Raw genomic sequence first — 22,259 nt, 5'->3', positions numbered from 1 at the left:
CCGAGCGGCCGGGAAAAGACGAACGGGCCGCGCTCACCAGGAGCTGCGGCCCGTCCGACGATCATCCGCAGGTCACAGCTTGTTGGCCTCGGCGTAGGCGGCGGCGTCCATGAGCTCGCCCGTCGCGGTGACGGCGACCTCGAAGAGCCAGCCCTCGCCGTAGGGGTCGGAGTTCACGATCGCCGGGTCGTCCGACGCGGCCTCGTTGACGGCGACGACCTCACCCGTGACGGGCGAGTACACATCGGAGACGGACTTCGTGGACTCGACCTCACCGCAGGTCTCACCTGCGGTGACGGTGTCGCCGACGGCCGGGAGGTCGACGTAGACGATCTCACCGAGGGCGTCGGTCGCGACGGCGGTGATGCCGACACGGACGGTGGCGCCGACGACGGCGTCGGCCGTCGCGTTCACCCACTCGTGCTCGGCGGAGTAGGTGAAGTCCTGCGGGAGTGCGGGAAGTTCTGCCATGGTGTGTCCTTAGGTTTCGGGAATCCGGTGCGGATCGTGCTGTGAGTACGGGAAATCGTATGACCGATCGGGCACGAGGCCCGGCCGGGAGGAGTCAGCGTTCGCGGGAGTAGAACGGCAGGGCGGCGACGACGAAGTCGTGTGCCTTGCCGCGGATGTCGACCGCGACGGCGGTGCCGGGCTCCGCGAACTGCGGGTCCACGTAACCGAGTGCGATCGGGTGGCCGAGGGTCGGCGAGGGCTGCCCCGAGGTCACGGTACCGATCTCGGTCCCGTCCACGAGGATCGCAGCACCTTCGCGCGCGGCGCGGCGCCCCTCGGAGGTGAGACCGACGAGAAGGCGGGCCGGCTGCGAACCGACCTTCGCCTCGAGCGCGGGCTTCGCGAAGAAGTCCCACTCCTTGTTCTTCAGGCTGCCCTCGACCATCTTCCCCAGCCCGGCGTCGACCGGGGTCGTCGCGAGGGTGAGTTCGTGGCCGTAGAGCGGCATGCCTGCCTCGAGGCGCAGGGAATCACGCGCGGCGAGGCCACACGGCACGAGGTCGAAGCCCTCACCTGCGGCGACGAGCGCCTCCCAGAGTGCCACGGCCGAGGCGTTCGGCACGTAGAGCTCGAACCCGTCCTCCCCCGTGTACCCGGTCCGGGCGAGCATGACGTCGATCCCGGCGATCGTCACCGGGGACCACGCGTAATAGCGCAGCTCGGTGACGAGGGAGGCGTCGATGCCGGCGTCGAGCGCCTTCACGACGATCGCCTCGGACTGCGGGCCCTGGACGGCGACGAGCGAGGTCTCCGCGGACTCGTCGACGACGGTGACCTCGGGCCCCCCCGAGGTTCCGGGGATCGAGGCGTGGGCCGCCTCGAACCCGGCGACGCGCTCGGCGAGGGCCGCCGCGACGACGGGGGCGTTCGAGGCGTTCGGGACGACGAGGTACTCGTCCTCCGCGATCCGGTAGGTGATGAGGTCGTCGACGACGAAGCCGTCCTCGTTCACGATGACGCCGTACTTCGCCTTGCCGACCTTCATGGTCGAGTAGCGGGCGACGAGCGCGTGGTCGAGGTAGAGGCCCGCGTCCTTCCCGGACACCCGCACCTCGCCCATGTGGGAGAGGTCGAAGAGGCCGGCGGTCCCGCGGACGGCCCGGTGCTCGGCGAGCTCGGAACCGTACTTGAGCGGCATGTCCCAGCCACCGAAGTCCGTGAACGAGGCGCCGAGGGCCGCGTGCACCTCGTACAGGGAGGTCTTCCGCGGCGCGTCCTCGGCCGCCCGGGTCGCTTCCTGTGCTGCTGCAGTGGTGTCGCTCATGTCAGGCGTCCTCTCCGAATGCGCTCGCGAAGGCCTCGGGCGGCGGGCACGAGCAGGCGAAGTTGCGGTCGCCGAAGGCGCCGTCGATGCGGCGGACCGGCGGGAAGTACTTCGTGAGTTCGAGGCCGTGGACCGGGAACACCGCGGTCTTCCGGCTGTACGGCTTGTCCCAGTCGTCCATCACCGAGGTCGCGGTGTGGGGTGCGTGGTGCAGCGGCGACTCCTCGTAGGGGTAGTCGGTGCCGACCGCGTCGATCTCCGCCCGGATGTGCTTCATCGCGGTGATGAACCGGTCGAGTTCGCCCTTGTCCTCGGACTCGGTCGGTTCGACCATGAGCGTGCCGGCGACCGGGAACGCGAGGGTCGGGGCGTGGAAACCGTAGTCGATGAGGCGCTTGGTGACGTCCTCCGCGGTGACACCGGTGCGGGCGGTGAGTTCGCGGAGGTCGAGGATGCACTCGTGCGCGACGAGCCCGGAGTCACCGGTGTAGAGGACCGGGAAGTCCTCGCGCAGCGACGCCGCGATGTAGTTGGCGCCGAGGAGCGCCGAACGGGTCGCCTCGGTGACGCCCTCGCCGCCCATGAGCTTGAGGTACGCCCAGGAGATCGGGAGGACACCGGCGGATCCGAGGAGCGAACCGCTCACCGGGAGGGCCGTGCCCTCACCGTTCACGAGCTCCGCGTCACGCGGGTCGCCCGGGAGGAACGGGGCGAGGTGCTCACGGACCGCGACCGGGCCGACACCCGGACCGCCACCGCCGTGCGGGATGCAGAAGGTCTTGTGGAGATTGAGGTGGGAGACGTCGCCACCGAACTTGCCCGGCTGCGCGAGACCGACGAGCGCATTGAGGTTCGCACCGTCGACGTACACCTGACCACCGGCGTCGTGGATGCGGGCGCACACGTCGCTCACGGCTTCCTCGTACACGCCGTGCGTGGACGGGTAGGTGATCATGATGCCCGCGAGCCGGTCCTTGTGCTTCTCGATCTTCGCGTCGAGGTCCTCGAGGTCGATCGACCCGTCGGAAGCCGTCCCGACCACGACGACGTCGAGACCCGCGAGGACGGCCGAGGCGGCGTTCGTGCCATGAGCCGACTGCGGGATGAGGACGACGGTGCGGTCCGCATCGCCGTTCGCGAGGTGGTACTGGCGGATCGCGAGGAGACCGGCGAGTTCTCCCTGGGAGCCCGCGTTCGGCTGGAGGGACACGCGGTCGTACCCGGTGACCTCGACGAGCATGTTCTCGAGGTCCGCGGTGAGCTCACGCCATCCGGCCGTCTGCGACTCGGGGGCGAAGGGGTGGATCGAGGCGAACTCGGGCCACGTGATGGCCTCCATCTCCGCGACGGCGTTGAGTTTCATCGTGCAGGAGCCGAGCGGGATCATCGTCCGGTCGAGGGCGAGGTCGCGGTCCGAGAGGGTGCGGAGGTACCGCATCATCATCGTCTCCGACCCGTGGGTGTTGAACACCGGGTGGGTGAGGAACTCGCTCGTGCGCAGGAGCGCCTCGGGCAGCTGCGGGGCGGCGATGTGCGCGGCGCCGAAGGTGCCGTGGCCGGCGGCCCCGAAGGCCTCCACGTCGACGCGCGCATCGATCCCGAGCGCACCGAGGAGCGTGTTGACGTCGGCGACCGTGTGCGGTTCACCGAAGGACACGGACACGTGGGTCGCATCGAAGAGGCGGATGTTGATGCCCGCGGCCTCGGCGGCGGCGACCGCGGCGGCAGCCGCTCCCTCCCCCGGGATCTCGAGGGTGACGGTGTCGAAGAAGTGCTCCGTCGTGACGGCGGCGACGCCGGAGGCCCGGACCGCCTCGGCGAAGGAGACGGCGAGGCGGTGGATGCGGGACGCGATCCGGGTGAGGCCCACGGGGCCGTGGTAGACCGCGTACATCGAGGCGACGACGGCGAGGAGTGCCTGCGCGGTGCAGATGTTCGAGGTCGCCTTCTCGCGGCGGATGTGCTGCTCACGGGTCTGGAGCGCGAGGCGGTACGCGGGCTTGCCGTCGACGTCCTTCGACACCCCGACGAGGCGGCCGGGCATCTGGCGGCGGAGCTTGTCGTTCACGGCCATGAAGCCGGCGTGCGGGCCGCCGAAGAACAGGGGGACACCGAAGCGCTGGGCCGAACCGACGGCGATGTCGGCGCCCTGGGCGCCCGGCGTCTGCAGGAACGTGAGGGCGAGGAGGTCGGCGGCGAAGGTGACGAGCGCACCGCGCTCCTTGGCGCCGGCGACGGCGTCGGTGAAGGAGCGGACGGCGCCCGAGGTGCCCGGCTGGGCGCACACGATGCCGAAGACGTCCTCGCCGACGAGGCCCTGCGAGAGGTCCGCGATCTGCACGCGGAAGTCCATCGCGATCGCACGCGACCGGACAACGGCGATGACCTGCGGGTGGAGTTCGGAGTCGAGGACGACGACCGAGCCCTTCTTCGTGGCGCGGCGCATGAGGAGGACGGCCTCGGCGACCGCGGTGGCCTCGTCGAGGAGGGAGGCGTTCGCGACCGGCAGCCCGGTGAGGTCCTGGACGACGTTCTGGAAGTTGAGGAGCGCCTCGAGGCGACCCTGGGAGATCTCCGGCTGGTAGGGGGTGTACGCCGTGTACCAGGCCGGGTTCTCGACGACGTTCCGGCGGATCACCGGCGGGGTGATCGTGTCGGAGTAGCCCTGGCCGATCATCTGGGTCCGCACGACGTTCCGGCCGGCGATCTCACGGAGCTTCGCGAGGACCTCGGACTCCGTCATCGCCGGGGCCATGCGCAGTGGCGCGGCCTGCTGGATGTTCTCCGGGACGGCGGCGGTCGAGAGTGCCTCGAGGGAGTCGAAGCCGAGGGTCTGCAGCATCTGACCGACCTGGCCGGCGCGCGGGCCGATGTGCCGGTCGGAGAACGGGCGGGGTGCGTCCCCCGTGGGTGCGGAGGTGTGGGCCAGGGAGCCAGCGGTCATGAGCATCCTCGTGGATCGGGCAGTCCGTGCGCGAGCGGTGACGAACACACGGTTGGGCGTGTTCCTCCCCGCTCTGTCACGCTCCGCCCTGCAGGGGCGGAGCACTTCAGAGGTGCCTGCGCGCGGCGGTACTGGGCCTGAGAGTTTCCCGGGGAGGGATTGCACCTACGGCGCCGGAGCGGATCCGGCTCTCCCACCGCGCGTCATGACGGCTGCCGACCATTCTAGCCGCGAGGTGTTTCCGAAGGACAACACGTCAGGGCTGTCGGGTCGGGAGGCTCAGGGCTGCTGCAGGTTCCCCCGCAGGGTCGACGCGGTGTACTCGGTGCGGAACAGCCCCCGCTTCTGCAGTTCGGGCACGACGAGGCGGCAGAACTGTTCGTGGCTCGTCGGCACCGTCGTCGGCATGAGGACGAACCCGTCACCGCACCCGGACTCGAACATCTCCTGCAGACGGTCGGCGACGGTCTGCGGCGACCCCACGATCGCGTGGTCGCGCAGCATCTTCCGCGTCGACTCCGCGAAGGTCTTCCCGGTCGCGGCCGACTCCTTCGCGAATCCCTCGGTGATCCCGTGGATCCCGGCGGTGCCTCGCGCGGCCTCGACCGCCTCGGTCGTCGTGTGCCGGCTGAGGTCCGCGCCGACGATCATCGACTGGTACGCCTGCTGGTACTCCTCGTGTTCGAGGCGTTCGAGGTACTCGGCGCGGTCGCGCGCGATCGCGTCGGTCTCCCCCGTCACCACCGTGACCCCGGGGAGGATCCGGCAGTCCTCGGGCCGGCGGCCGGCGGCCGCGAGGCGCTCGTGCATATCGGCGTAGAACGCCTGCATGTCCGGCACGGGGGCCGCCCGGGTGAAGATCACCTCGGCCCAGCGGGCGGCGAATTCCCGGCCCCGGCCGGAGGATCCCGCCTGCATGAGCACGGGGTGCCCCTGCGGACTCCGAGGTGTGGGCAGCGGCCCACGGGTCCGCACCCACCGGCCGCTGTAGTCGGCATAGTGCACCTTGGACGGATCGGCGAAGAGGCCGCGCTCGCGGTCGAACACGAAGGGGTCCTCGTCCCAGGAGTTCCACAGTGCGGTGCACGCCTCGAGGACCTCGTCGGCCCGGTCGTAGCGTTCGTCGTGGGGCGGCAGTCCGTCCATCCCGGCGTTCGCGGCCTCGAGGTCCGTCGCAGAGGTGACGACGTTCCACGCGATCCGCCCGCCGGAGAGCACGTCGACGGACTGGAGCGAGCGGGCGAGGTGGAAGGGGGTGTGGAAGCTCGTCGACACGGTCGCCCCGAGCCCGAGGTGCCGCGACACCCGCGCCATGACCGGCAGCACCGTCATCGGGTCGAGGTAGCTGTTCTGCCCTCCCATCTCGAGGAACGGGGCGAGGCCCTTGTACGTGTCCGCGATCCCGAAGAGGTCCGCGAAGAAGCAGCCGTCGAGTCGCGCGGCCTCGAAGGTGCGCGCGGCGTCCTCGTAGAACCCCGGGTCGAGGAAGTTCAGGGGCGCTTCGGGGTGCCGCCATCCGCCGGACTGGAGAGCTGTCGGGCCGGTCTTCATGTACGCGACGAGGTGCATGCGACGGGCGTTCGGGGATGTCGAGGAGACGGTCGAGGTGTTCACGGCACAACTTTTGCACACTTCTGCGCAAAATCGCGCACACGCCCGCCCATCGGCGCCCGCACCGAGTTCCGGACACTCTCGCGACTTCCGGTCGCTTAGCGTTCACTACGCCAGCAACTCACACAAGAGTCTGGAACTCAGCGGCCGACGCGCTTCCACTCACACCGCCGCGCGCGCAGCCTCCCGCTCGTACGCGACCTCGCCGGCCACGACGGTGAGGACCGGAGTGGCGTCCCGGAGCGCCTCGGCGTGGGCGAAGAGCGCCTCCTCGGAGGCGTATTCGCCGCTCACCCCGTCACCGACAACGGCACCGGAGTCGTCACGGAACGTGAAGGGATCGATGTCGAGGACGAGGAAGTCGGCGTCCGCACCGGCCCCGAGGTGCCCCGCACGCTCCTCGATCCCCGCAGCGAAGGCCGGCGCCCAGGAGTGCGCCCGCCACGCACGGCACGCACTCATGCGGCGTTCGCGCTGGTACGAGGTCGCGGGGTCGCCCGAGATGTCGGCCCGGGTCATCGCGGCGTAGATCGCAGCAAAGGGGTTGCTCGGCTCGACCGGGCCGTCGGACCCGAAGGCGACGACCGCCCCGGAGTCCTCGAGATCGGTCCACGCATAGGCGGCGAGCGCCTCGTCCGGGCGCAGGCGTTCGATGAGGTGGAGGTCGGAGATGCAGTGGCGCGGCTGCATCGATGCGATGATGCCGAGCTCTCGGAATCGGTCGACGTCGCCGGGCTGGACGAACTGCGCGTGCTCGATCCGGCCGCGCAGCGGCAGTCCGGTGCGCGCACGTGCGGCTTCCGCGAGCTCCGCGGTGCGGGCGTAGGCGTTCAGCACGTGGTGGTTCGCCTGGTCGCCGATCGCGTGGATCGCGGGGGCGATCCCGTGGGCGAGCGCCTCGGTGATCTGCTCGACGAGCTGGTCCTCGGTCGTGATCTGGATGCCGTAGTTCTCCGGTTCGTCATGGGCGTGCGGGTACGCCTTCGACATGTGGGAGGACTGCGAGCCGAGCGCGCCGTCGGAGAACAGCTTGAGGCCGCCCTGGGTGAACCATGCGTCGCCGCCGCCGGTGTGCCAGCTGGCCTCCACAGCCCACGCGAGCTCCTCGGGGCGGAGGTACTTGACGACGCGCATGCGCTGCTCGCCGCGAGCACGCAGTTCCTCCCACGCCTCCCGGGAGGCGGCGCCGTCGATGTCGTGCACGCTCGTGAGGCCTTCTGCGAGCCATTCCTGCTGCGCCCGCCTCAGGTACTCGACGCGCACCTCGAGTGGGAGGTCGGGGACGACGGCCCACACGAGGTCGGCAGCGGTCTCCCGGAGGATGCCGGTGGCCTCGCCGTGCGCGTCGCGGACGATCGCACCGCCCGCCGGGTCCGCGGTCGAGGCGTCGACACCGGCCGCACGCAGCGCTGCGCCATTGCACCAGAGCGTGTGGAAGTCGATCGAGGAGAGTGCGACGGGCCGGTCGGGGAACGCGGCATCGAGGAGTTCGCGATCGGGCTGCTGCGCGAGGCCCCACTTGTTGAAGTCCCAGCGCCCGCCGGTGAGCCACATGCCGTCGGGCAGGTCCGCGGCGTACGCGCGCAGCACCGCGATCGCCTCCTCGAGCGTGGCGGTGCCGCGCAGGTCGACCTCCGCGAGCGACTCCGCGTAGCTGAGGACGTGGAGGTGCGCATCGACGAGCCCGGGCACGACGACCCGCCCACCGAGGTCGATCTCCTCGAGGGCGGACACCCCGGGGTTCGTCGCCGAGGCGCCACTCGCCTCGGCAGGCGCCGACAGTTCGGCGGCGCGGGCACGCAGATCTTCGACGCCTCCGCTCGCGAGGACCTTCCCGTCGTCGCCGACGAGCAGGGCGTTCGCCGGGGCGAGGTCGGACACGGTGCGGGGAACGGGGAGGGCGGGGTCGAAAACGTGCACGACCGCGTTGAAGAAGAGGCGCATGGGGGACATTCCATCACGGCACGCCGACGGAGAAACGTCGCGTCCCGTCGACAGCCACCCGGACGCGGGCCCATGATGGGAAGGCACCTTGCCCGGACGCTTTCCGCCGCACGCACGGCGCCCACCTCTGGAGGACACCATGAAACGCATCACCTGGCATCGCACAGCCCGCCGCACAGCAGCAGCTGCAGCCGCGCTCGCTCTCACCGCCTCGCTCTCGGCGTGCTGGCAGATGGGCGGCGGGGAGGAGGACGAGGGCGACGGCACCTCGCCCGAGCAGAACGAGGAACAGGGCGACGACGGCAGGGACGACAGCGACTCCGACGACGGCGGCGACAGCGCGGACGACTCCGACGGTGGTGACGAGGAGGACGAGGGCGGCGAGGAGGACTGACCTCCGCACCGTCCCCCGCCCGACCACCGGGACCGCCCTCCGCCCGTGCACAGCCACGCATAGGCATCCACCCCGCGAATGAATCCTCACCGCGGCAGGTATAGGTCACAGACCGCTAACGAAATTTGGATAGGGTAACCTTGCCTAAGACGAATTACCGTACTGTCGTCTTCGGTAATTCCATCCGACCAAGGAGACCCGCCCCATGCTGAAGAAGCACCGCCGCCTCTCGGCCGCTGCTGCCGCCGCTGTCACCCTCGTCCTCGGCCTCACCGCCTGTGGGACCGACTCGACCGCCGAGGCCGGCAGCGAGGAGACCACGGCCGCCGCGGAGGGCACCGTCACCGTGCAGTCCCTCGCCCTCGAGGACGAGGCCACCGAGGTCGTCGATGTCGAGGTCTCCGTGCCGCCGCAGAACGTCGTCATCACCGACAACCGCCTCTTCCAGACGGCCTCCGACTGGGGCATCGAGCTTGTCGCCGCTCCGCGCGCACTCATGCCGTCGACGAACCCGATGAAGGAGAACGAGGAGATCATCGACCTCGGCTCCCACAATGAGCCCGACCTCGAGTCGATCGTCGCCGCCGAGCCCGGCCTCATCATCTCCGGCGGTCGCTTCGCACAGTACGCGGACGACTTCGCCGAGCTCGCCCCGGAAGCCGACTCCGTCAACCTCAATGTGCGCGAGGACGAGCCGCTCGATGAAGGCCTCGTCCGCCAGATCGAGGCAATGGGTCTCATGTTCGACAAGGAGGAGGAGTCCGCCGCGCTCGTCGAGGACTTCGACGCCGCCGTCGAGCGCGTGAAGGCCGCCTACGACCCGGAGGACACCGTCATGTCGGTGCTCACCTCCGGCGGTGAGATCTCTTACGTCGCCCCGTCCACCGGTCGTACGCTCGGCCCGATCTACGACTGGGCCGGCCTCACCCCGGCGCTCGAGCAGCAGGCCGAGGACACCTCGCACGGTGACGACATCTCCGTCGAGGCGATCGCCCAGTCGAACCCCGACTGGATCCTCGTGATGGACCGTGACGCCGCGATCTCCACCGCGACCGAGGACCCCGCCTACAAGCCGGCGAACGAACTCCTCGCGAACTCCGCGGCACTGCAGAACGTCACCGCCGTGCAGGAGGAGAACATCCTCTACATGCCGCAGGACACCTACACCAACGAGTCCATCCAGACGTACACGACCTACCTCAATCAGATGGCCGACGCCTTCGAGCAGAACGGCTGAGTGGCATCCTGAAGCCTCGGCCCGCCACGTGACCTGGGCCCGACGACAGCGTCGTCGGGCCCATCGTCGCGTTCGGCGGCCCGCTCCACCGGGCCGTGGGCCGACTGCCCCCGGCCCACGGGTCGCACCGGCCCTCCACCACACGAGACAGTTCGGAAGCATGAGCAGCACACTCGACTCACCACCACCGTCGGACCCGGCGGGCACCGGCACCACCGCCCCGGTGGGCACCACGCCCCCCGCCGGCGGCACCGCCCTGCCGGAAACCGCGAACCACGCCCGGAACCGCACCCGCCGCAGCCTCCTCACCTGGCAGTTCGGCCTCGCGATCGTCTTCACGCTCGGGCTGCTCGTGGCGTCCCTCTTCGTCGGGGTCTACGACGTGTGGAACAACCCGGACGGGTGGGAGATGTTCCTCATCACCCGCGTCCCCCGCACGATCGCGCTCGTCCTCGCCGGGGCGACGCTCGCGATGTGCGGCCTCGTCATGCAGCTGCTCACCCAGAACCGTTTCGTCTCCCCCTCGACGGCGGGGACGACGGAATGGGCCGGCCTCGGTCTCCTCCTCGCGATGATCCTGTTCCCCCACGGGAACCTCATGGTGAAGATGACGCTCGCGATCATCGCCTCGTTCATCGGCACCGTCATCTTCTTCGCGTTCCTCCAGCGCGTGCGCCTGCGCTCCTCGGTCATCGTCCCCATCGTCGGCATGATGATGGGCGCGATCGTCGGCGCCCTCTCGAGCTTCATCGCCCTCTCGACCGACATGCTGCAGAACGTCGGTATCTGGTTCGCCGGGTCCTTCACCTCGGTCGTCGAGGGTCAGTGGGAACCCCTGCTCGTGACGATCCTCGTCGTCGTCGCCGTGTTCGTCACCGCCGACCGGTTCACCGTGGCGGGCCTCGGCGAGGAGATCGCGACGAACGTCGGCCTCAACTACCGCAGCGTCATGTACCTCGGCACCGGTCTCATCGCGATCGCGACCGGCGTCATCACCGTCGTCGTCGGGAATCTGCCGTTCATCGGCCTCATCGTGCCGAACATCGTCTCGATGATCCGCGGGGACGACCTCCGCTCGAACCTTCCGTGGGTCGCCCTCGCGGGGATCTGGATCGTCGCCGTCTGCGACCTCATCGGTCGCACCATCATCATGCCGTTCGAAGTCCCCGTCTCCCTCATCCTCGGTGTCGTGGGATCCGTCGTCTTCGTCATCCTGATCCTGAGGACCCGTCGCCATGGCTGATCGTTACTCCCTCCCGAATCCTCCGGCCGGCGGCTCCGTCGGCAAGCGGATCCCCCGGACCTCCGCTCCCGAGGCGCCGGGCACCTCGGGCACGCCCGTCATCCGGGCGACCGGTGCCGACGACGCCGAGGCGACCCGCGCCTCGGCGGGTTCCGCCCCTTCCGGTACCGCGCCCTCCGGCGCCTCGGGTTCCGCGTCCTCCCGCCCCGCCGGCGCTGCGGCGCCGTCGCTGCTCGGCAAGGGCCTGCCGACCACCTCGGGAGTGCGCCGGACCGGGCGGCCGACGACGCCCCAACGCACGACCCCGCCGCTGAGCAACCGCCCGGTGCACAAGCCGCTGCGGCACGCCGGGCCGATCCCGACGAAGCAGGGCCACCGCCGGTACTGGGTGATCCTCGGGTCGCTCATCGCCGCCGCGCTCCTGTTCTCGTGGGGCAATCTCGCGTGGGACAACCCGATGCCGATCGGATCCGACGGGTTCTGGAAGATCGCGCAGTTGCGTGCCGAGAACGTCGCGATCGTCATCGTCGTCGCGTTCTGTCAGGGCGTCGCGACGGTCGCGTTCCAGACCGCCACGAACAACCGGATCATCACCCCGTCGATCATGGGCTTCGAGTCCCTGTACTCACTCGTGCAGACCGCTGCGGTGTTCGCGTTCGGTGCCGCCGGGGTCGTCATCGTCCAGGGGCCCGCACAGTTCGTGTTCCAAGTGATCCTCATGATCGGGTTCTCCGCGCTGCTCTACGGCTGGCTGCTCACCGGCAAGCGCGGGAACATCCAGATCATGCTGCTCGTCGGCATCGTCATCGGTGGCGGACTCGGATCCATCACGACGTTCATGCAGCGGCTCCTCACGCCGAGCGAGTTCGACGTCCTCACCGCCCGGCTCATCGGGTCGATCGCGAACGCCGACAGCACGTACCTGCTCATCGGGTTGCCGTTCGTCGCACTCGCCGGTGGCGGGCTGTGGTTCTTCTCCACGCGTCTCAACGTGCTCGCACTCGGACGGGACACCGCGATGAACCTCGGTGTGAACTACCAGCGGCAGACGATGATCGTCCTGCTGTGCGTGTCCGTGCTCATGGCCGTGTCGACCTCGCTCGTCGGGCCCATGACCTTCTTCGGGTTCCTCGTCGCGATGATCGCGTACCAGCTCGCGGACACCCACGACCACCGCTATGTGTTCCCGATGGCCTGGGCCGTCGGCGTCACGGTCCTCGCCGGGGCGTACTTCGTCCTCAAGAACATCTTCTACGCCGCCGGTGCCGTGAGCATCATCATCGAGCTCGTCGGCGGCACGTTCTTCCTCGTCTACATCCTCCGAAAGGGCCGCCTGTGATCACGCTGACCGGAGTCCGCAAGTCCTACACCGACGAGGTCTCGATCGGACCCGTCGACCTCACGATCCCCGAGGGCGGCATCACCGCACTCGTCGGCCCCAACGGAGCCGGCAAGTCGACGCTCCTCACGATGATCGGACGTCTCCTCGGCATGGACGAGGGCACGATCGAGATCGCCGGGTACGACGTCGCGAGCACGCACTCGAAGGACCTCGCGAAGATCGTGTCGATCCTCCGCCAGGAGAACCATTTCGTCACCCGCCTCACGGTGCGCCAGCTCGTCGGCTTCGGACGGTTCCCGTACTCGAAGGGCCGGCTCAACCGTCACGACGAGGAGATCATCAGCCGCTCGATCGACTTCCTCGGCCTCGAGGAGCTCGAGAACCGGTACCTCGACGAGCTCTCCGGCGGGCAGCGGCAGCGCGCGTACGTCGCGATGGTCCTCGCGCAGGACACCGACTACGTGCTCCTCGACGAGCCGCTCAACAACCTCGACATGCAGCACTCGGTGCAGATGATGCAGCACCTGCAGCGGGCCGCGCGCGAGCTTGGGCGCACCGTCGTCATCGTCATCCACGACATCAACTTCGCCGGTCACTACGGCGACCGGATCTGCGCGGTCAAGCACGGCAAGGTCGTCGAGTTCGGTACCCCCGAGGAGATCATGACCGACACGGTGCTCACCGAGGTGTTCGAGACCCCGGTCGAGGTCATCGACGGCCCCCGCGGGAAGCTCGCGGTCTACTACTGAGCGGGCTGCAGCTCTCGGGGCTGCCGCGTCCGAGGCGCTCCCGTGGCAACGCTTTCACCCACGACGATCGAATCGCTTGCCTTTCCGCGGAACGGCAACGCATTCGGTCGTTCTCGGCGAAACCGTTGGCATTCCGGGTGCAGGGGACGCAGCGCGTGCCCGCCGTGAGCAAGATCGCGGGCTCGGGACGCCCGGATCACAGCGCCCGCGCCCCGTCCTCCGGGACAATCGAAGGCATGCCCGCACTGCGCACGCTCGAAGAGATCTGGCCCCCGTACGCCCTCACCATCCGGTGCGGGGACCTCACGCTGTCCCCCGTCCGTGAGGCGGACCTGCCCGAACTCCTCCGTGCGGCCAAGGGCGGGGTGCAGCCCGAGGGCCTGCGCGTGTTCCCCCTCAACTGGGACGAGGGCGATATGCGGACCGTCGCCGGCAATCTCGCCACCTACCACTGGGGCGTGCGCGCGGCGACGAAACCCGACAACTGGGCGTTCGAGTTCACCGCCCGCCTGCGCGGCGAGGTCATCGGTGTGCAGAGCATCCGCGCCGAGCACTACCCGGTCCTCCACGCCGCCGAGACCGGTTCGTGGATGTCCCGCGACTTCCAGGGCCGCGGCCTCGGCACGCTCATGCGGCAGACGATCGCCGCCGCCTTCTTCGACTCCTTCGACGCGAAGGAGCTCTACACGACGTACGTCGACGGCAATGCGCCCAGCCGCCGGGTCTCCGAGAAGACCGGGTACGTGGAGAACGGCCGGGTCCGCAGCACGAACGCCGACGGCGAGGCGACCGTCTCCCACCGCATGGTGCTCCGCTCCGAGGCGCTCGTGCGTCCTGCCGAACCCGTCGTCGTCATCGGCGCCGAGCCCTTCCGCGATTTCATCGGTCTCGACGAGGAGAGCTGAAGCGAGCAGGGTCGTCCGCGCCGACGCGACGTACTCGACCCCGTCGTTCGCGGGCGCCCGGGCCGAGGCGCCCCCGCCCACGCTCGTCACGTGCGCGCTCAGGCGTGCGCGCGCAGGAACGCGAAGAGTTCCGGATCGCTCGCGGCGATCGTCGGTTCCGGGCCCGAGGCGGCGCGCGCCACCTGCACTCCCGCTTCCTCCGCGATGAGCGCGCCGGCGGCCCAGTCGTAGATCCCGAGACCCCGCTCGAAGTACGCGTCGACCTTCCCCTCGGCGGCCATACACAGGTCGATCGCGGCGGATCCGCAGCGCCGGATGTCGTCGAAGCGTTCCATGATCGTCTCGAGCCGGCGGAACTGTTCGATGCGGCGTTCACGGGCGTACCCGAATCCGGTGGCGGCGACGGTTCCCCTGCGGTTGGCCGGGGCGCCGGTGAGGCGCGTGAAGGTACCCGCCGGGACCGCCTCGGCGGCGGTCGGAACCGTGCCGTCACCCCCGGGAACGGGGAGGCGGTCGGTCTTCCAGGCACCGGCACCCCGCCGGGCGAACCACACCGACCGCAGCGCCGGTGAGGCGACGAGGCCGACGATCCACTCCCCCGTCTCCGGGTCCTTCCCACCGATCGAGAAGCAGTGGTGTTCGATCCCGCGCACGAAGTTCACGGTGCCGTCGATCGGGTCGACGTGCCATTCGACCGGGGTCGACCACACGGGGCCGTCGCTCAGGCACGAGGGGATCGTGAGGAGGGCGGCGGCCGCCTTCCCACCGTCCGGCGCGGTCCCGAGGGTGCGGGGCTCGGCGTGCTCCTCGCCGATGACGGTGTCCTGCGGGCGCAGTGCGGTGAGGTACCCGAGCACGAGCGACTCGATCTCCCCGTCGGCGACGGTGACGAGGTCGTTCGGGTTGTCCTTCGAGCCGACGTCCGCCCCCGCGAGGCGCCCCGACCAGTGATCGAGTCGTGCGGTCGCGATCGCCGCGGCGTTGCGTGCGACGAGGAGGAGCGGGTCGGAGAGGAATGCGGCGATGTCCATGCGCCCGACCCTAACGGTCGGGTGTGAACGGCGCGTGATCAGCTCGCGGCAGCGTTCCGCAGGGTGCCGTCACCGGTGGCGGCGGAGATGCCGAAGCCGGCGTCGCGCGATTGCTCGGGTACCGAGGCGCGGACCCGGGTGGGTGCCGTTGTCCCGGTGGTGGGAGCGGCCTCGGGTACGGGAGCGGCCTCGGGTGCCGGCGCCTGGGCAGGGGTGACGTCCGCAACGGGCGTGGCCTCAGCGGGCGTGGCGTCCGCAGCCGGCGCCGCGAGGCCGGGCACCGCGTCCTCGACGGCGATGACGCGATTCTGGTGACGGCGGACGACCTCCTGGACCGCCTGAGAGGAGGTCCCGGCGGCATCGGCGATCGCGGCGTAGGTGACACCCTGCTCGCGGGCGCGGAGGATGGTGGAGACGTAGTTCGCGTTCACCTTCGCGCGCTGCTTCGCGATCCTCTTCACCGCGCCCACCACGGCCTGCTGGTCGCTGTTCAACTCTCGCGCGCGTCGGGACATCGCTCTACCTCTCACCACATCATCGGTGCTGCTCTGGGTCTTTCGCGGGACGGCCCGGGGGAGGGCTCCCGCGCGGGGTACTCGGGGGTCGTTCTGCTCGTTCTCGGCGCCACCGGGGAGCTTCACGGGGAGTGAGAATCCGGCATGGTTCATTGCTGGTCGGGGATGGGCCGGATCCGCCGCAGCGGCGCTGTTGGGCACACTCTAGACACCGCGTTTTGTGACCTACAACTCGAAAGCCACTCGGTTATCGAACCTTTATCTGCGCATGTCACAGAGGGTCCCGAAGACCGGTGCCGGAACGACCGCGGCCCCATTCCGTCCCCACGACTCCCGCGCGCCGTCCCGCGTGGTCGACGCACGCCGTCCCCCTGACGGACAGCTGTTTGAGACGCACACCGCACCGGGTGTTGGATGGGTGCATGACTGCCCTCAGCCCGCACCCCGGAATCCCCACCGGTCACTCCTCCCCCACTCCGTACGGCACCCCCGGGTCCGTCGATCCCACCGCCGCCACCCTCCGCGAACTCGCCTTCGACACCCCCGCGCCCCCGCAGGAATCCGTCGACGCCCTCGCGGCGGCCCTCCGGGGAGCGGGCCTCACCGACTTGACCGTCGAAGCGGTCGACCGCGGCGCGTACTCCTCCGACGGGTCCCTCTTCCGGATCGTGCCGCTCGGCATCGTCTTCCCCCGCAACGCCGCCGAGGTGCGGGCCGCGCTGGGTGCCGCACGGCGCCTCGGCGTGGCGGTGACCTCCCGCGGGGCGGGCACGACCCTCGCCGGCAACGCGATCGGGCCCGGCCTCGTCCTCGATTTCTCCCGGCACATGGACCGGGTGCTCGAGATCCTCCCCGAGGAGCGGGCGGCGTGGGTCGAACCCGGCGTCGTCCATGCAACCCTCCAGCGGCACGCGAAACCGCACGGACTGCGGTTCGGCCCGGATCCCTCGACGAACTCCCGCTGCACGATCGGCGGGATGATCGGCAACAACGCGTGCGGGCCGCGGGCCCTCGGCTACGGGCGGACGGTCGACAACATCATCGAACTCGAGGTCATGCTGCCGGACGGGCAGATCGTCCTCCTCGACGGGAAGAACGACGCACAGCACTTCCCACGGTTGCAGGAACTCGTGGGCAGGCACCTCGGGCTGATCCGTACCGAGCTCGGTACCTTCTCGCGGCAGGTGTCCGGGTACGGACTCGAGAACCTCCTGCCGGAGAACGGGTTCGACGTCCGCCGGGCCTTCGCCGGCACCGAGGGCACCTGGGGCGTCGTCCTGCGGGCGAAGATGCGCCTCGTCGAAGACCCCGCGTTCGTCACGACCGTCGTCCTCGGGTATCCGGACATGCCCGCGGCCGCCGACGACGTCCCGGTCCTCCGCAACTTCCCGGTCACCGCGTGCGAGGGCATGGAACGTCGGATGCTCGACCGCCTCATCGCGCAGAAGGGCCCGGGTGCGGTCCCCGCACTGCCGGCCGGTGGCGGTTGGATGATCGTCGAACTCGCGGGCGACGACCCCGAGGCGCTGGCCGCGCAGGCACAGGAACTCGCCGCCGCCTCGGCCGCCGGGGAGTTCATGGTGATGCCCGGGGCGACCTCCGCCCCGATCTGGAAGATCCGCGCCGACGGCGCCGGGCTCGTCTCCCGCACGCCCGACGGCCGCGACTGCCACGCGGGGTGGGAGGACTCCGCGGTGCCGCCGGAGAAACTCGGCGACTACCTGCGCGAACTCATGCAGCTCCTCGACGACAAGGGCATGTGGGCGCTGCCGTACGGGCACTTCGGCGACGGCTGCCTCCACATGCGCGTCGACTTCCCGCTCGACGAACCCGACGGCCGCGAGCGGATGCGCGACTTCATGTTCGCCGCCGCGGAACTCGTCGCGAAGTACGGCGGTTCGGTCTCCGGCGAGCACGGGGACGGCCGTGCCCGCGGCGAACTCCTCCAGCGCATGTACTCCCCCGCCGCGCTCGAACTGTTCTCGCAGGTGAAGGCGCTGTTCGACCCGACGGGCATGATGAACCCCGGCGTCATCGTCGACCCGGACCCGCTCGATGCGAACATGCGCCTCGCGGTGAACCGGCCCGGGCAGCTGCTGCCGGTACGGACGGGCGGGCCGGCCGGCGGCTCCCATGCGGCGGGGAACCACGGCGGCCACGGCTTCTCCTTCGCCCAGGACGACGGGGACTTCGGGTCGGCCGTCCACCGCTGCACGGGTGTCGGCAAATGCCGTTCGGACTCCGCGCTCACCGGCGGCGTCATGTGCCCGTCGTACCAGGCGACCCGCGACGAGAAACACTCGACCCGTGGTCGCGCCCGCGTCCTCCAGGAGATGGTGACCGGCGACCTCGTCGACACCGACTGGCGCGCCCCCGAGGTCCACGAGGCCCTCGACCTCTGCCTCAGCTGCAAGGCGTGCGGTTCCGAGTGCCCGACCGGCACGGACTTGGCGACCTATAAGTCCGAGGTCCTCTTCCAGGCGTACAAGGGTCGCCTCCGCCCGATGGACCACTACGTCCTCGGTTGGTTGCCCGTCCTCTCGCGCCTCGCCGCCCCGATGGCCCCGGCGGCGAACCTCGTGAGCCGGATCCCGGCCCTCGCGAAGGTCGCGAAGAAGGTCTCCCGGATCGACCCCCACCGCACGATCCCCACCTTCACCCGGGACACGTTCACGCGGCGGTTCGCAGCGGAGCACCCCGACCACACCGCCGAGGCGCCCCGCGGCGCCCGGCGTGAGGTGCGCGAGGTCGTGCTCTTCGCGGACACGTGGTCGAACTTCTTCGCGCCGCGGGTGCTGCAGGCGGCGACGGACGTGCTCCTCGACGCGGGGGTCGACGTCAGGATCGTGCCGCAGACGGAGTGCTGCGGGCTCACGTTCATCTCCACCGGACAGCTCGACGAGGCGAAGCACGTCCTCGGGTCCGCGGTCGCCTCGCTCGACGCCACGGGGGACGCCCCGATCATCGGAATCGAACCCTCGTGCACCGCGACGCTCAAGGACGAGGGAGAGAAACTCCTCGGCACGGAGGCGGCGGCGCGGGTCGCGGGCCGGACGACGACGCTCGCGGAGTTCCTCCTGTCGATCGGGTACGAGGCGCCGGACCTGCGCGGGCTCACCGCCGTCGTCCAGCCGCACTGCCACCACAGCGCGGTCATGGGGTTCGCAGCGGACCGGGAACTCCTCGCGAAGACGGGGATCACGACCCAGGTGCTCGGTGGGTGCTGCGGCCTCGCGGGCAACTTCGGGGTCGTCGAGGGGCACTACGAGACCTCGGTCGCGGTGTCCGAGCTCGCACTGAAACCCGCGCTCGACGCCGCGGGCGAGGACACGATCGTCCTCGCCGACGGGTACTCGTGCCGCACCCAGGTGAGCGACCTGTCCGAGAAGAAGGGCGTGCACCTCGCGGAACTGCTGGCGTGGGGCCGGGGTGTGCTGAGCACGGGAACCGGCACCGACTGACCGACCCGAAGCTCACCCCCGTGGGGCGTGCGCCTCGAGGAACTCGTAGACCTCGGTCGTGTCGACGCCGGGGAAGACCCCGGGAGGTACGGCGGCGAGGAGGCTCGCATGGGTGCGGGCGGCCGGCCACGAGTGCTCGGCCCACGCCTCGGCGAGGTCCTCGGGTGCACTCCGGCAGCACCCGGGATCGGGGCACCGCGACTCCGAACGGTTGGCCGTCTCCCGTCCCTCGAACCACTTCACGTGGGCGAAGGGCACTCCCATGCTCACGCTGAAGTCGCCGCCACCGGGCAGGACGCGCGCGGTGCACCAGAAAGTCCCGTGCGGGGTGTCCGTGTAGTGGAAGTACGGGCTGAAGCGGTCCGCGACGCCGAACACGGTACGGCTCGTGAAGCGCTTGCACGCGTACTGCCCCTCGATCGCCCCGAGTGGGTCCGTGGGGAACGGCAGCCCGTCGTTCGAGTACGCCTTGTGGATCGTCCCGGAGATGTGCACCTTCATGAAGTGCACGGGCAGGCCGAGGTGTTCGGTCGCGAGATTCGTGAACCGGTGCGCCGCGGTCTCGTAGCTCACCGAGAAGAAATCCCGGAGTTCTTCGACGGAGATCCGCCGTTCCTTCTTCGCCTCCTGGAGGAAGGGCACGGCGGCCGCCTCCGGGAGCAGGAGCGCCGCCGCGAGGTAGTTCGTCTCCACGCGCTGGGAGAGGAAGTCCGCGTAGTCCTGCGGCGGTGTGTGCCCGAGGATGTGCGAGGACAGTGCCGTGAGGAGCGTCGATCGCGGGTCGTGTCCGGTCGCCTCCTGCGCCGAGAGGTACAGGCGCTTGTGCCGGGTGTCGGACACCGAACGGGTGGATCGTGGCAGGTCGGGGACGTAGTGGAGGGTGAATCCGAGGTGCTCGGCGATGCGTGCGGCCTGCCGCTGCGAGAGCGGTCCGTCCTCGTACCCGATGGTCCGGAGGATGTCCGCCGCAGCCTGCTCGAGTTCCCCGAAGTAGTTGTTCCGCTCGCGCATCCGTTCCCGGAGTCGCTTGTTCGCGCGCCGGGCCTCCTCGGGGGTCGCGGCGCGGGTCTTCACCATCGAGGTGAGTTGGCGCTGCAGACCGACGATCGATTCGAGCGCATCCTGCGGAAGCGATTTCACACGGACCTGCGGCAGTCCGAGAGTCGAGTACAGGGGACTCGACTGGACACGTTCGAGTTCGATCTCGAGTGCCTGCCGCTCGTCGACCGGCCGCGGGTCGAGCAGCTCCTCCGCCGAGGTGCCGAGCGCCTTCGCGAGGGCCGTCACCATCGTGAGGCTCGGCTCTCGTTTGCCGTTCTCGATCGCGCTGATCTGGGACGGAGCCCGGTCGACGGCGGCACCGAGCTCGGTGAGCGTCATGCCGCGGGCGGTGCGGAAGTGCCGGACGCGCCGGCCGATGCTGAGGGCGTCGGGCGCCTCGGGGGTGGTCGTGTCCGTGGGGTCGCCGGTGGTGAGGGCCGTGCCCGGTCGGGTCGCGGGGCCGGTTGCGGGGACCCCGGCGGACGTCCTCGTCCTGGGTGTCATGGGCCCGATCGTAGCCCTTCGGCCACGCCGGGACGAGAAATTCGCAGCAGAACACGGAAAATTCTCTGAGGCAGAAAAATGCGAATTCTTCTACCGAAAAACTCTGCCCACGAGGGTTGCGGGCGGTCAAGACTGGTTCCACACGCACCGGACGACCCGGACCGGAACGAACGAACGGAACGACCGGGTCCGACCGGGCACCGATGACCGACACACCCACGAAGGAGTGAGTGCCATGACTCAGAACAACCTCCACGACGTCGACGCGATCCGCAGCGACTGGGCGACGAACCCGCGCTGGTCCGGGATCGCCCGTGACTACAACGCCGAGGACGTCGTCAAGCTCCGCGGTTCCGTCATCGAGGAGCACACGCTCGCCCGCCGCGGCGCCGCCCGCCTGTGGGACCTCCTCCACTCCGAGGACTTCGTCAACGCACTCGGCGCCCTCACCGGCAACCAGGCCGTCGAACAGGTGAAGGCCGGCCTCAAGGCCATCTACCTCTCCGGTTGGCAGGTCGCCGCGGACGCGAACAACGCCTCCCAGACCTACCCGGACCAGTCGATCTACCCGGCCGACTCGGTGCCGTCCGTCGTCCGCCGCATCAACAACGCCCTCATGCGTGCCGATCAGATCGAGGTCTCCGAGGGCAAGGTCAACGTCGAGGACTGGTTCGCGCCGATCGTCGCGGACGCGGAGGCCGGCTTCGGTGGCACCGCGAACGTCTACGAACTCATGCGCGGCATGATCAACGCCGGTGCCTCGGGCGTCCACTTCGAGGACCAGCTCGGTTCCGAGAAGAAGTGCGGCCACCTCGGTGGCAAGGTCCTCGTGCCCACCGCCCAGCACATCCGCACCCTCAACGCCGCGCGCCTCGCCGCGGACGTCGAGAACGTGCCGACGCTCCTCATCGCCCGCACGGATGCGGAGTCCGCGACGCTCATCACGAGCGACATCGACGAGCGCGACCACCGGTTCATCACGGGCGAGCGCACGGTCGAGGGCTTCTACAAGATCACGAACGGGATCGAGCACGGCATCGCCCGCGCCAAGGCGTTCGCGCCCTACTCGGATCTGCTGTGGATGGAGACCTCCACCCCGGACCTCGACGCGGCGCGGCAGTTCGCGGAGGCCGTCAAGGACGAGTTCCCGGACCAGATGCTCGCGTACAACTGCTCGCCGTCGTTCAACTGGAAGAAGCACCTCGACGACGCGACGATCGCGAAGTTCCAGCGTGAGCTCGGGGCGATGGGCTACAAGTTCCAGTTCATCACCCTCGCCGGCTTCCACGCGCTCAACCACTCGATGTTCGACCTCGCCCACGGTTACGCCCGTGAGCAGATGAAGGCGTACGTCGAACTCCAGGAGCGCGAGTTCGCCGACGAGGCACGCGGCTACACCGCGACGAAGCACCAGCGCGAGGTCGGCACCGGCTACTTCGACCTCGTCGCCACCGCGATCAACCCGCAGTCCTCGACCACCGCGCTCAAGGACTCGACCGAGGCCGCTCAGTTCCACTGAGCCGCACGCCGGTGGTGGTCGGCCCCGGACCTCGGACCGACC

General features: G+C 69.8%; 16 protein-coding genes and 1 riboswitch. Of the genes, 8 read left to right on the top strand and 8 right to left on the bottom strand.

The genetic code is table 11. The features are described 5' to 3' along the window. Positions 1–72 precede the first annotated feature (72 nt). The 5 genes from gcvH to ABD172_RS08690 form a co-directional block, all read right to left on the bottom strand. Positions 73–471, bottom strand: a complete 399-nt coding sequence (gcvH, locus tag ABD172_RS08710) for a glycine cleavage system protein GcvH (protein ID WP_344308800.1) — start codon at positions 469–471, stop codon at positions 73–75. Positions 472–565: 94 nt separating this feature from the next. Continuing rightward, the gene (gene gcvT, locus ABD172_RS08705; RefSeq protein WP_344308798.1) at positions 566–1,777 is read right to left on the bottom strand and encodes a glycine cleavage system aminomethyltransferase GcvT; all 1,212 of its coding nucleotides are present in this window, start codon (positions 1,775–1,777) and stop codon (positions 566–568) included. 1 nt (position 1,778) lies between these two features. Beyond that, the gene (gcvP, locus tag ABD172_RS08700; protein ID WP_344308796.1) at positions 1,779–4,721 is read right to left on the bottom strand and encodes an aminomethyl-transferring glycine dehydrogenase; all 2,943 of its coding nucleotides are present in this window, start codon (positions 4,719–4,721) and stop codon (positions 1,779–1,781) included. A 116-nt stretch (positions 4,722–4,837) separates the two neighbouring features. Next, a riboswitch (glycine riboswitch) is annotated at positions 4,838–4,927 on the bottom strand. A 73-nt stretch (positions 4,928–5,000) separates the two neighbouring features. Continuing rightward, positions 5,001–6,335 carry an NtaA/DmoA family FMN-dependent monooxygenase gene (locus tag ABD172_RS08695; RefSeq protein ID WP_344308794.1) on the bottom strand — a complete coding sequence of 445 codons (1,335 nt, stop codon included), beginning with the start codon at positions 6,333–6,335 and terminating at the stop codon, positions 5,001–5,003. 159 nt (positions 6,336–6,494) lie between these two features. Further along, entirely contained in the window at positions 6,495–8,276 is a 1,782-nt protein-coding gene (locus ABD172_RS08690) for an amidohydrolase (RefSeq protein WP_344308792.1), read from the bottom strand. Positions 8,277–8,415: 139 nt separating this feature from the next. On the opposite strand from ABD172_RS08690, the gene ABD172_RS08685 reads away from it, so the two are divergent. From ABD172_RS08685 to ABD172_RS08660, 6 genes are all read left to right on the top strand, one after another. Continuing rightward, the gene (locus tag ABD172_RS08685) at positions 8,416–8,670 is read left to right on the top strand and encodes a hypothetical protein (protein ID WP_344308790.1); all 255 of its coding nucleotides are present in this window, start codon (positions 8,416–8,418) and stop codon (positions 8,668–8,670) included. Positions 8,671–8,875: 205 nt separating this feature from the next. Beyond that, positions 8,876–9,907 carry a siderophore ABC transporter substrate-binding protein gene (locus ABD172_RS08680; RefSeq protein WP_344308788.1) on the top strand — a complete coding sequence of 344 codons (1,032 nt, stop codon included), beginning with the start codon at positions 8,876–8,878 and terminating at the stop codon, positions 9,905–9,907. Between the two features lie 160 nt (positions 9,908–10,067). Further along, positions 10,068–11,150: an ABC transporter permease gene (locus ABD172_RS08675; RefSeq protein ID WP_344308787.1), complete on the top strand. Its 1,083-nt coding sequence runs from the start codon at positions 10,068–10,070 to the stop codon at positions 11,148–11,150. Continuing rightward, positions 11,143–12,489 (top strand): iron chelate uptake ABC transporter family permease subunit, encoded by a 1,347-nt coding sequence (locus tag ABD172_RS08670; RefSeq protein WP_344308785.1) that lies wholly within the window; start codon positions 11,143–11,145, stop codon positions 12,487–12,489. The genes ABD172_RS08675 and ABD172_RS08670 overlap by 8 nt, the downstream gene beginning before the upstream one ends. Beyond that, positions 12,486–13,241, top strand: coding sequence for an iron ABC transporter ATP-binding protein (locus ABD172_RS08665; protein WP_344308784.1), 756 nt, complete (start codon positions 12,486–12,488; stop codon positions 13,239–13,241). Before ABD172_RS08670 ends, ABD172_RS08665 begins: the two co-directional genes overlap by 4 nt. 236 nt (positions 13,242–13,477) lie before the next feature. Further along, positions 13,478–14,146: a GNAT family N-acetyltransferase gene (locus ABD172_RS08660; protein WP_344308782.1), complete on the top strand. Its 669-nt coding sequence runs from the start codon at positions 13,478–13,480 to the stop codon at positions 14,144–14,146. Between the two features lie 98 nt (positions 14,147–14,244). Here the strand turns inward: ABD172_RS08660 and ABD172_RS08655 are convergent, their stop codons facing one another. Then, the gene (locus ABD172_RS08655; RefSeq protein ID WP_344308780.1) at positions 14,245–15,177 is read right to left on the bottom strand and encodes an inositol monophosphatase family protein; all 933 of its coding nucleotides are present in this window, start codon (positions 15,175–15,177) and stop codon (positions 14,245–14,247) included. Between the two features lie 38 nt (positions 15,178–15,215). After that, the gene (locus ABD172_RS08650) at positions 15,216–15,692 is read right to left on the bottom strand and encodes a hypothetical protein (protein ID WP_344308778.1); all 477 of its coding nucleotides are present in this window, start codon (positions 15,690–15,692) and stop codon (positions 15,216–15,218) included. A 422-nt stretch (positions 15,693–16,114) separates the two neighbouring features. On the opposite strand from ABD172_RS08650, the gene ABD172_RS08645 reads away from it, so the two are divergent. Further along, complete coding sequence (locus tag ABD172_RS08645; protein WP_344308777.1) at positions 16,115–19,153, top strand: FAD-binding and (Fe-S)-binding domain-containing protein; 3,039 nt, start codon at positions 16,115–16,117, stop codon at positions 19,151–19,153. Between the two features lie 12 nt (positions 19,154–19,165). Here the strand turns inward: ABD172_RS08645 and ABD172_RS08640 are convergent, their stop codons facing one another. After that, a complete protein-coding gene (locus ABD172_RS08640) occupies positions 19,166–20,698 on the bottom strand; it encodes a helix-turn-helix domain-containing protein (protein WP_344308776.1) in 1,533 nt (510 codons plus the stop codon). A 235-nt stretch (positions 20,699–20,933) separates the two neighbouring features. Here ABD172_RS08640 and aceA point away from each other — a divergent pair, with 235 nt between their 5' ends. Next, a complete protein-coding gene (aceA, locus tag ABD172_RS08635; RefSeq protein ID WP_344308775.1) occupies positions 20,934–22,217 on the top strand; it encodes an isocitrate lyase in 1,284 nt (427 codons plus the stop codon). The last annotated feature ends 42 nt before the right edge of the window (positions 22,218–22,259 follow it).

It is taken from the genome of Brevibacterium samyangense, from assembly GCF_039529845.1.
GTDB lineage: Bacteria > Actinomycetota > Actinomycetes > Actinomycetales > Brevibacteriaceae > Brevibacterium > Brevibacterium samyangense.
This window is presented reverse-complemented; position numbering and strand designations above follow the sequence as displayed.

Excerpts from the sequence above, each read along its gene's own strand:
- ABD172_RS08690 (WP_344308792.1), bottom strand. The coding sequence starts at position 8,276 with ATGCGCCTCTTCTTCAACGCGGTCGTGCACGTTTTCGACCCCGCCCTC.
- aceA (WP_344308775.1), top strand. The coding sequence starts at position 20,934 with ATGACTCAGAACAACCTCCACGACGTCGACGCGATCCGCAGCGACTGG.
- ABD172_RS08640 (WP_344308776.1), bottom strand. The coding sequence starts at position 20,698 with ATGACACCCAGGACGAGGACGTCCGCCGGGGTCCCCGCAACCGGCCCC.
- ABD172_RS08675 (WP_344308787.1), top strand. The coding sequence starts at position 10,068 with ATGAGCAGCACACTCGACTCACCACCACCGTCGGACCCGGCGGGCACC.
- gcvH (WP_344308800.1), bottom strand. The coding sequence starts at position 471 with ATGGCAGAACTTCCCGCACTCCCGCAGGACTTCACCTACTCCGCCGAG.
- ABD172_RS08680 (WP_344308788.1), top strand. The coding sequence starts at position 8,876 with ATGCTGAAGAAGCACCGCCGCCTCTCGGCCGCTGCTGCCGCCGCTGTC.
- ABD172_RS08645 (WP_344308777.1), top strand. The coding sequence starts at position 16,115 with ATGACTGCCCTCAGCCCGCACCCCGGAATCCCCACCGGTCACTCCTCC.
- ABD172_RS08655 (WP_344308780.1), bottom strand. The coding sequence starts at position 15,177 with ATGGACATCGCCGCATTCCTCTCCGACCCGCTCCTCCTCGTCGCACGC.
- ABD172_RS08660 (WP_344308782.1), top strand. The coding sequence starts at position 13,478 with ATGCCCGCACTGCGCACGCTCGAAGAGATCTGGCCCCCGTACGCCCTC.
- ABD172_RS08650 (WP_344308778.1), bottom strand. The coding sequence starts at position 15,692 with ATGTCCCGACGCGCGCGAGAGTTGAACAGCGACCAGCAGGCCGTGGTG.
- ABD172_RS08685 (WP_344308790.1), top strand. The coding sequence starts at position 8,416 with ATGAAACGCATCACCTGGCATCGCACAGCCCGCCGCACAGCAGCAGCT.
- gcvP (WP_344308796.1), bottom strand. The coding sequence starts at position 4,721 with ATGACCGCTGGCTCCCTGGCCCACACCTCCGCACCCACGGGGGACGCA.
- gcvT (WP_344308798.1), bottom strand. The coding sequence starts at position 1,777 with ATGAGCGACACCACTGCAGCAGCACAGGAAGCGACCCGGGCGGCCGAG.
- ABD172_RS08670 (WP_344308785.1), top strand. The coding sequence starts at position 11,143 with ATGGCTGATCGTTACTCCCTCCCGAATCCTCCGGCCGGCGGCTCCGTC.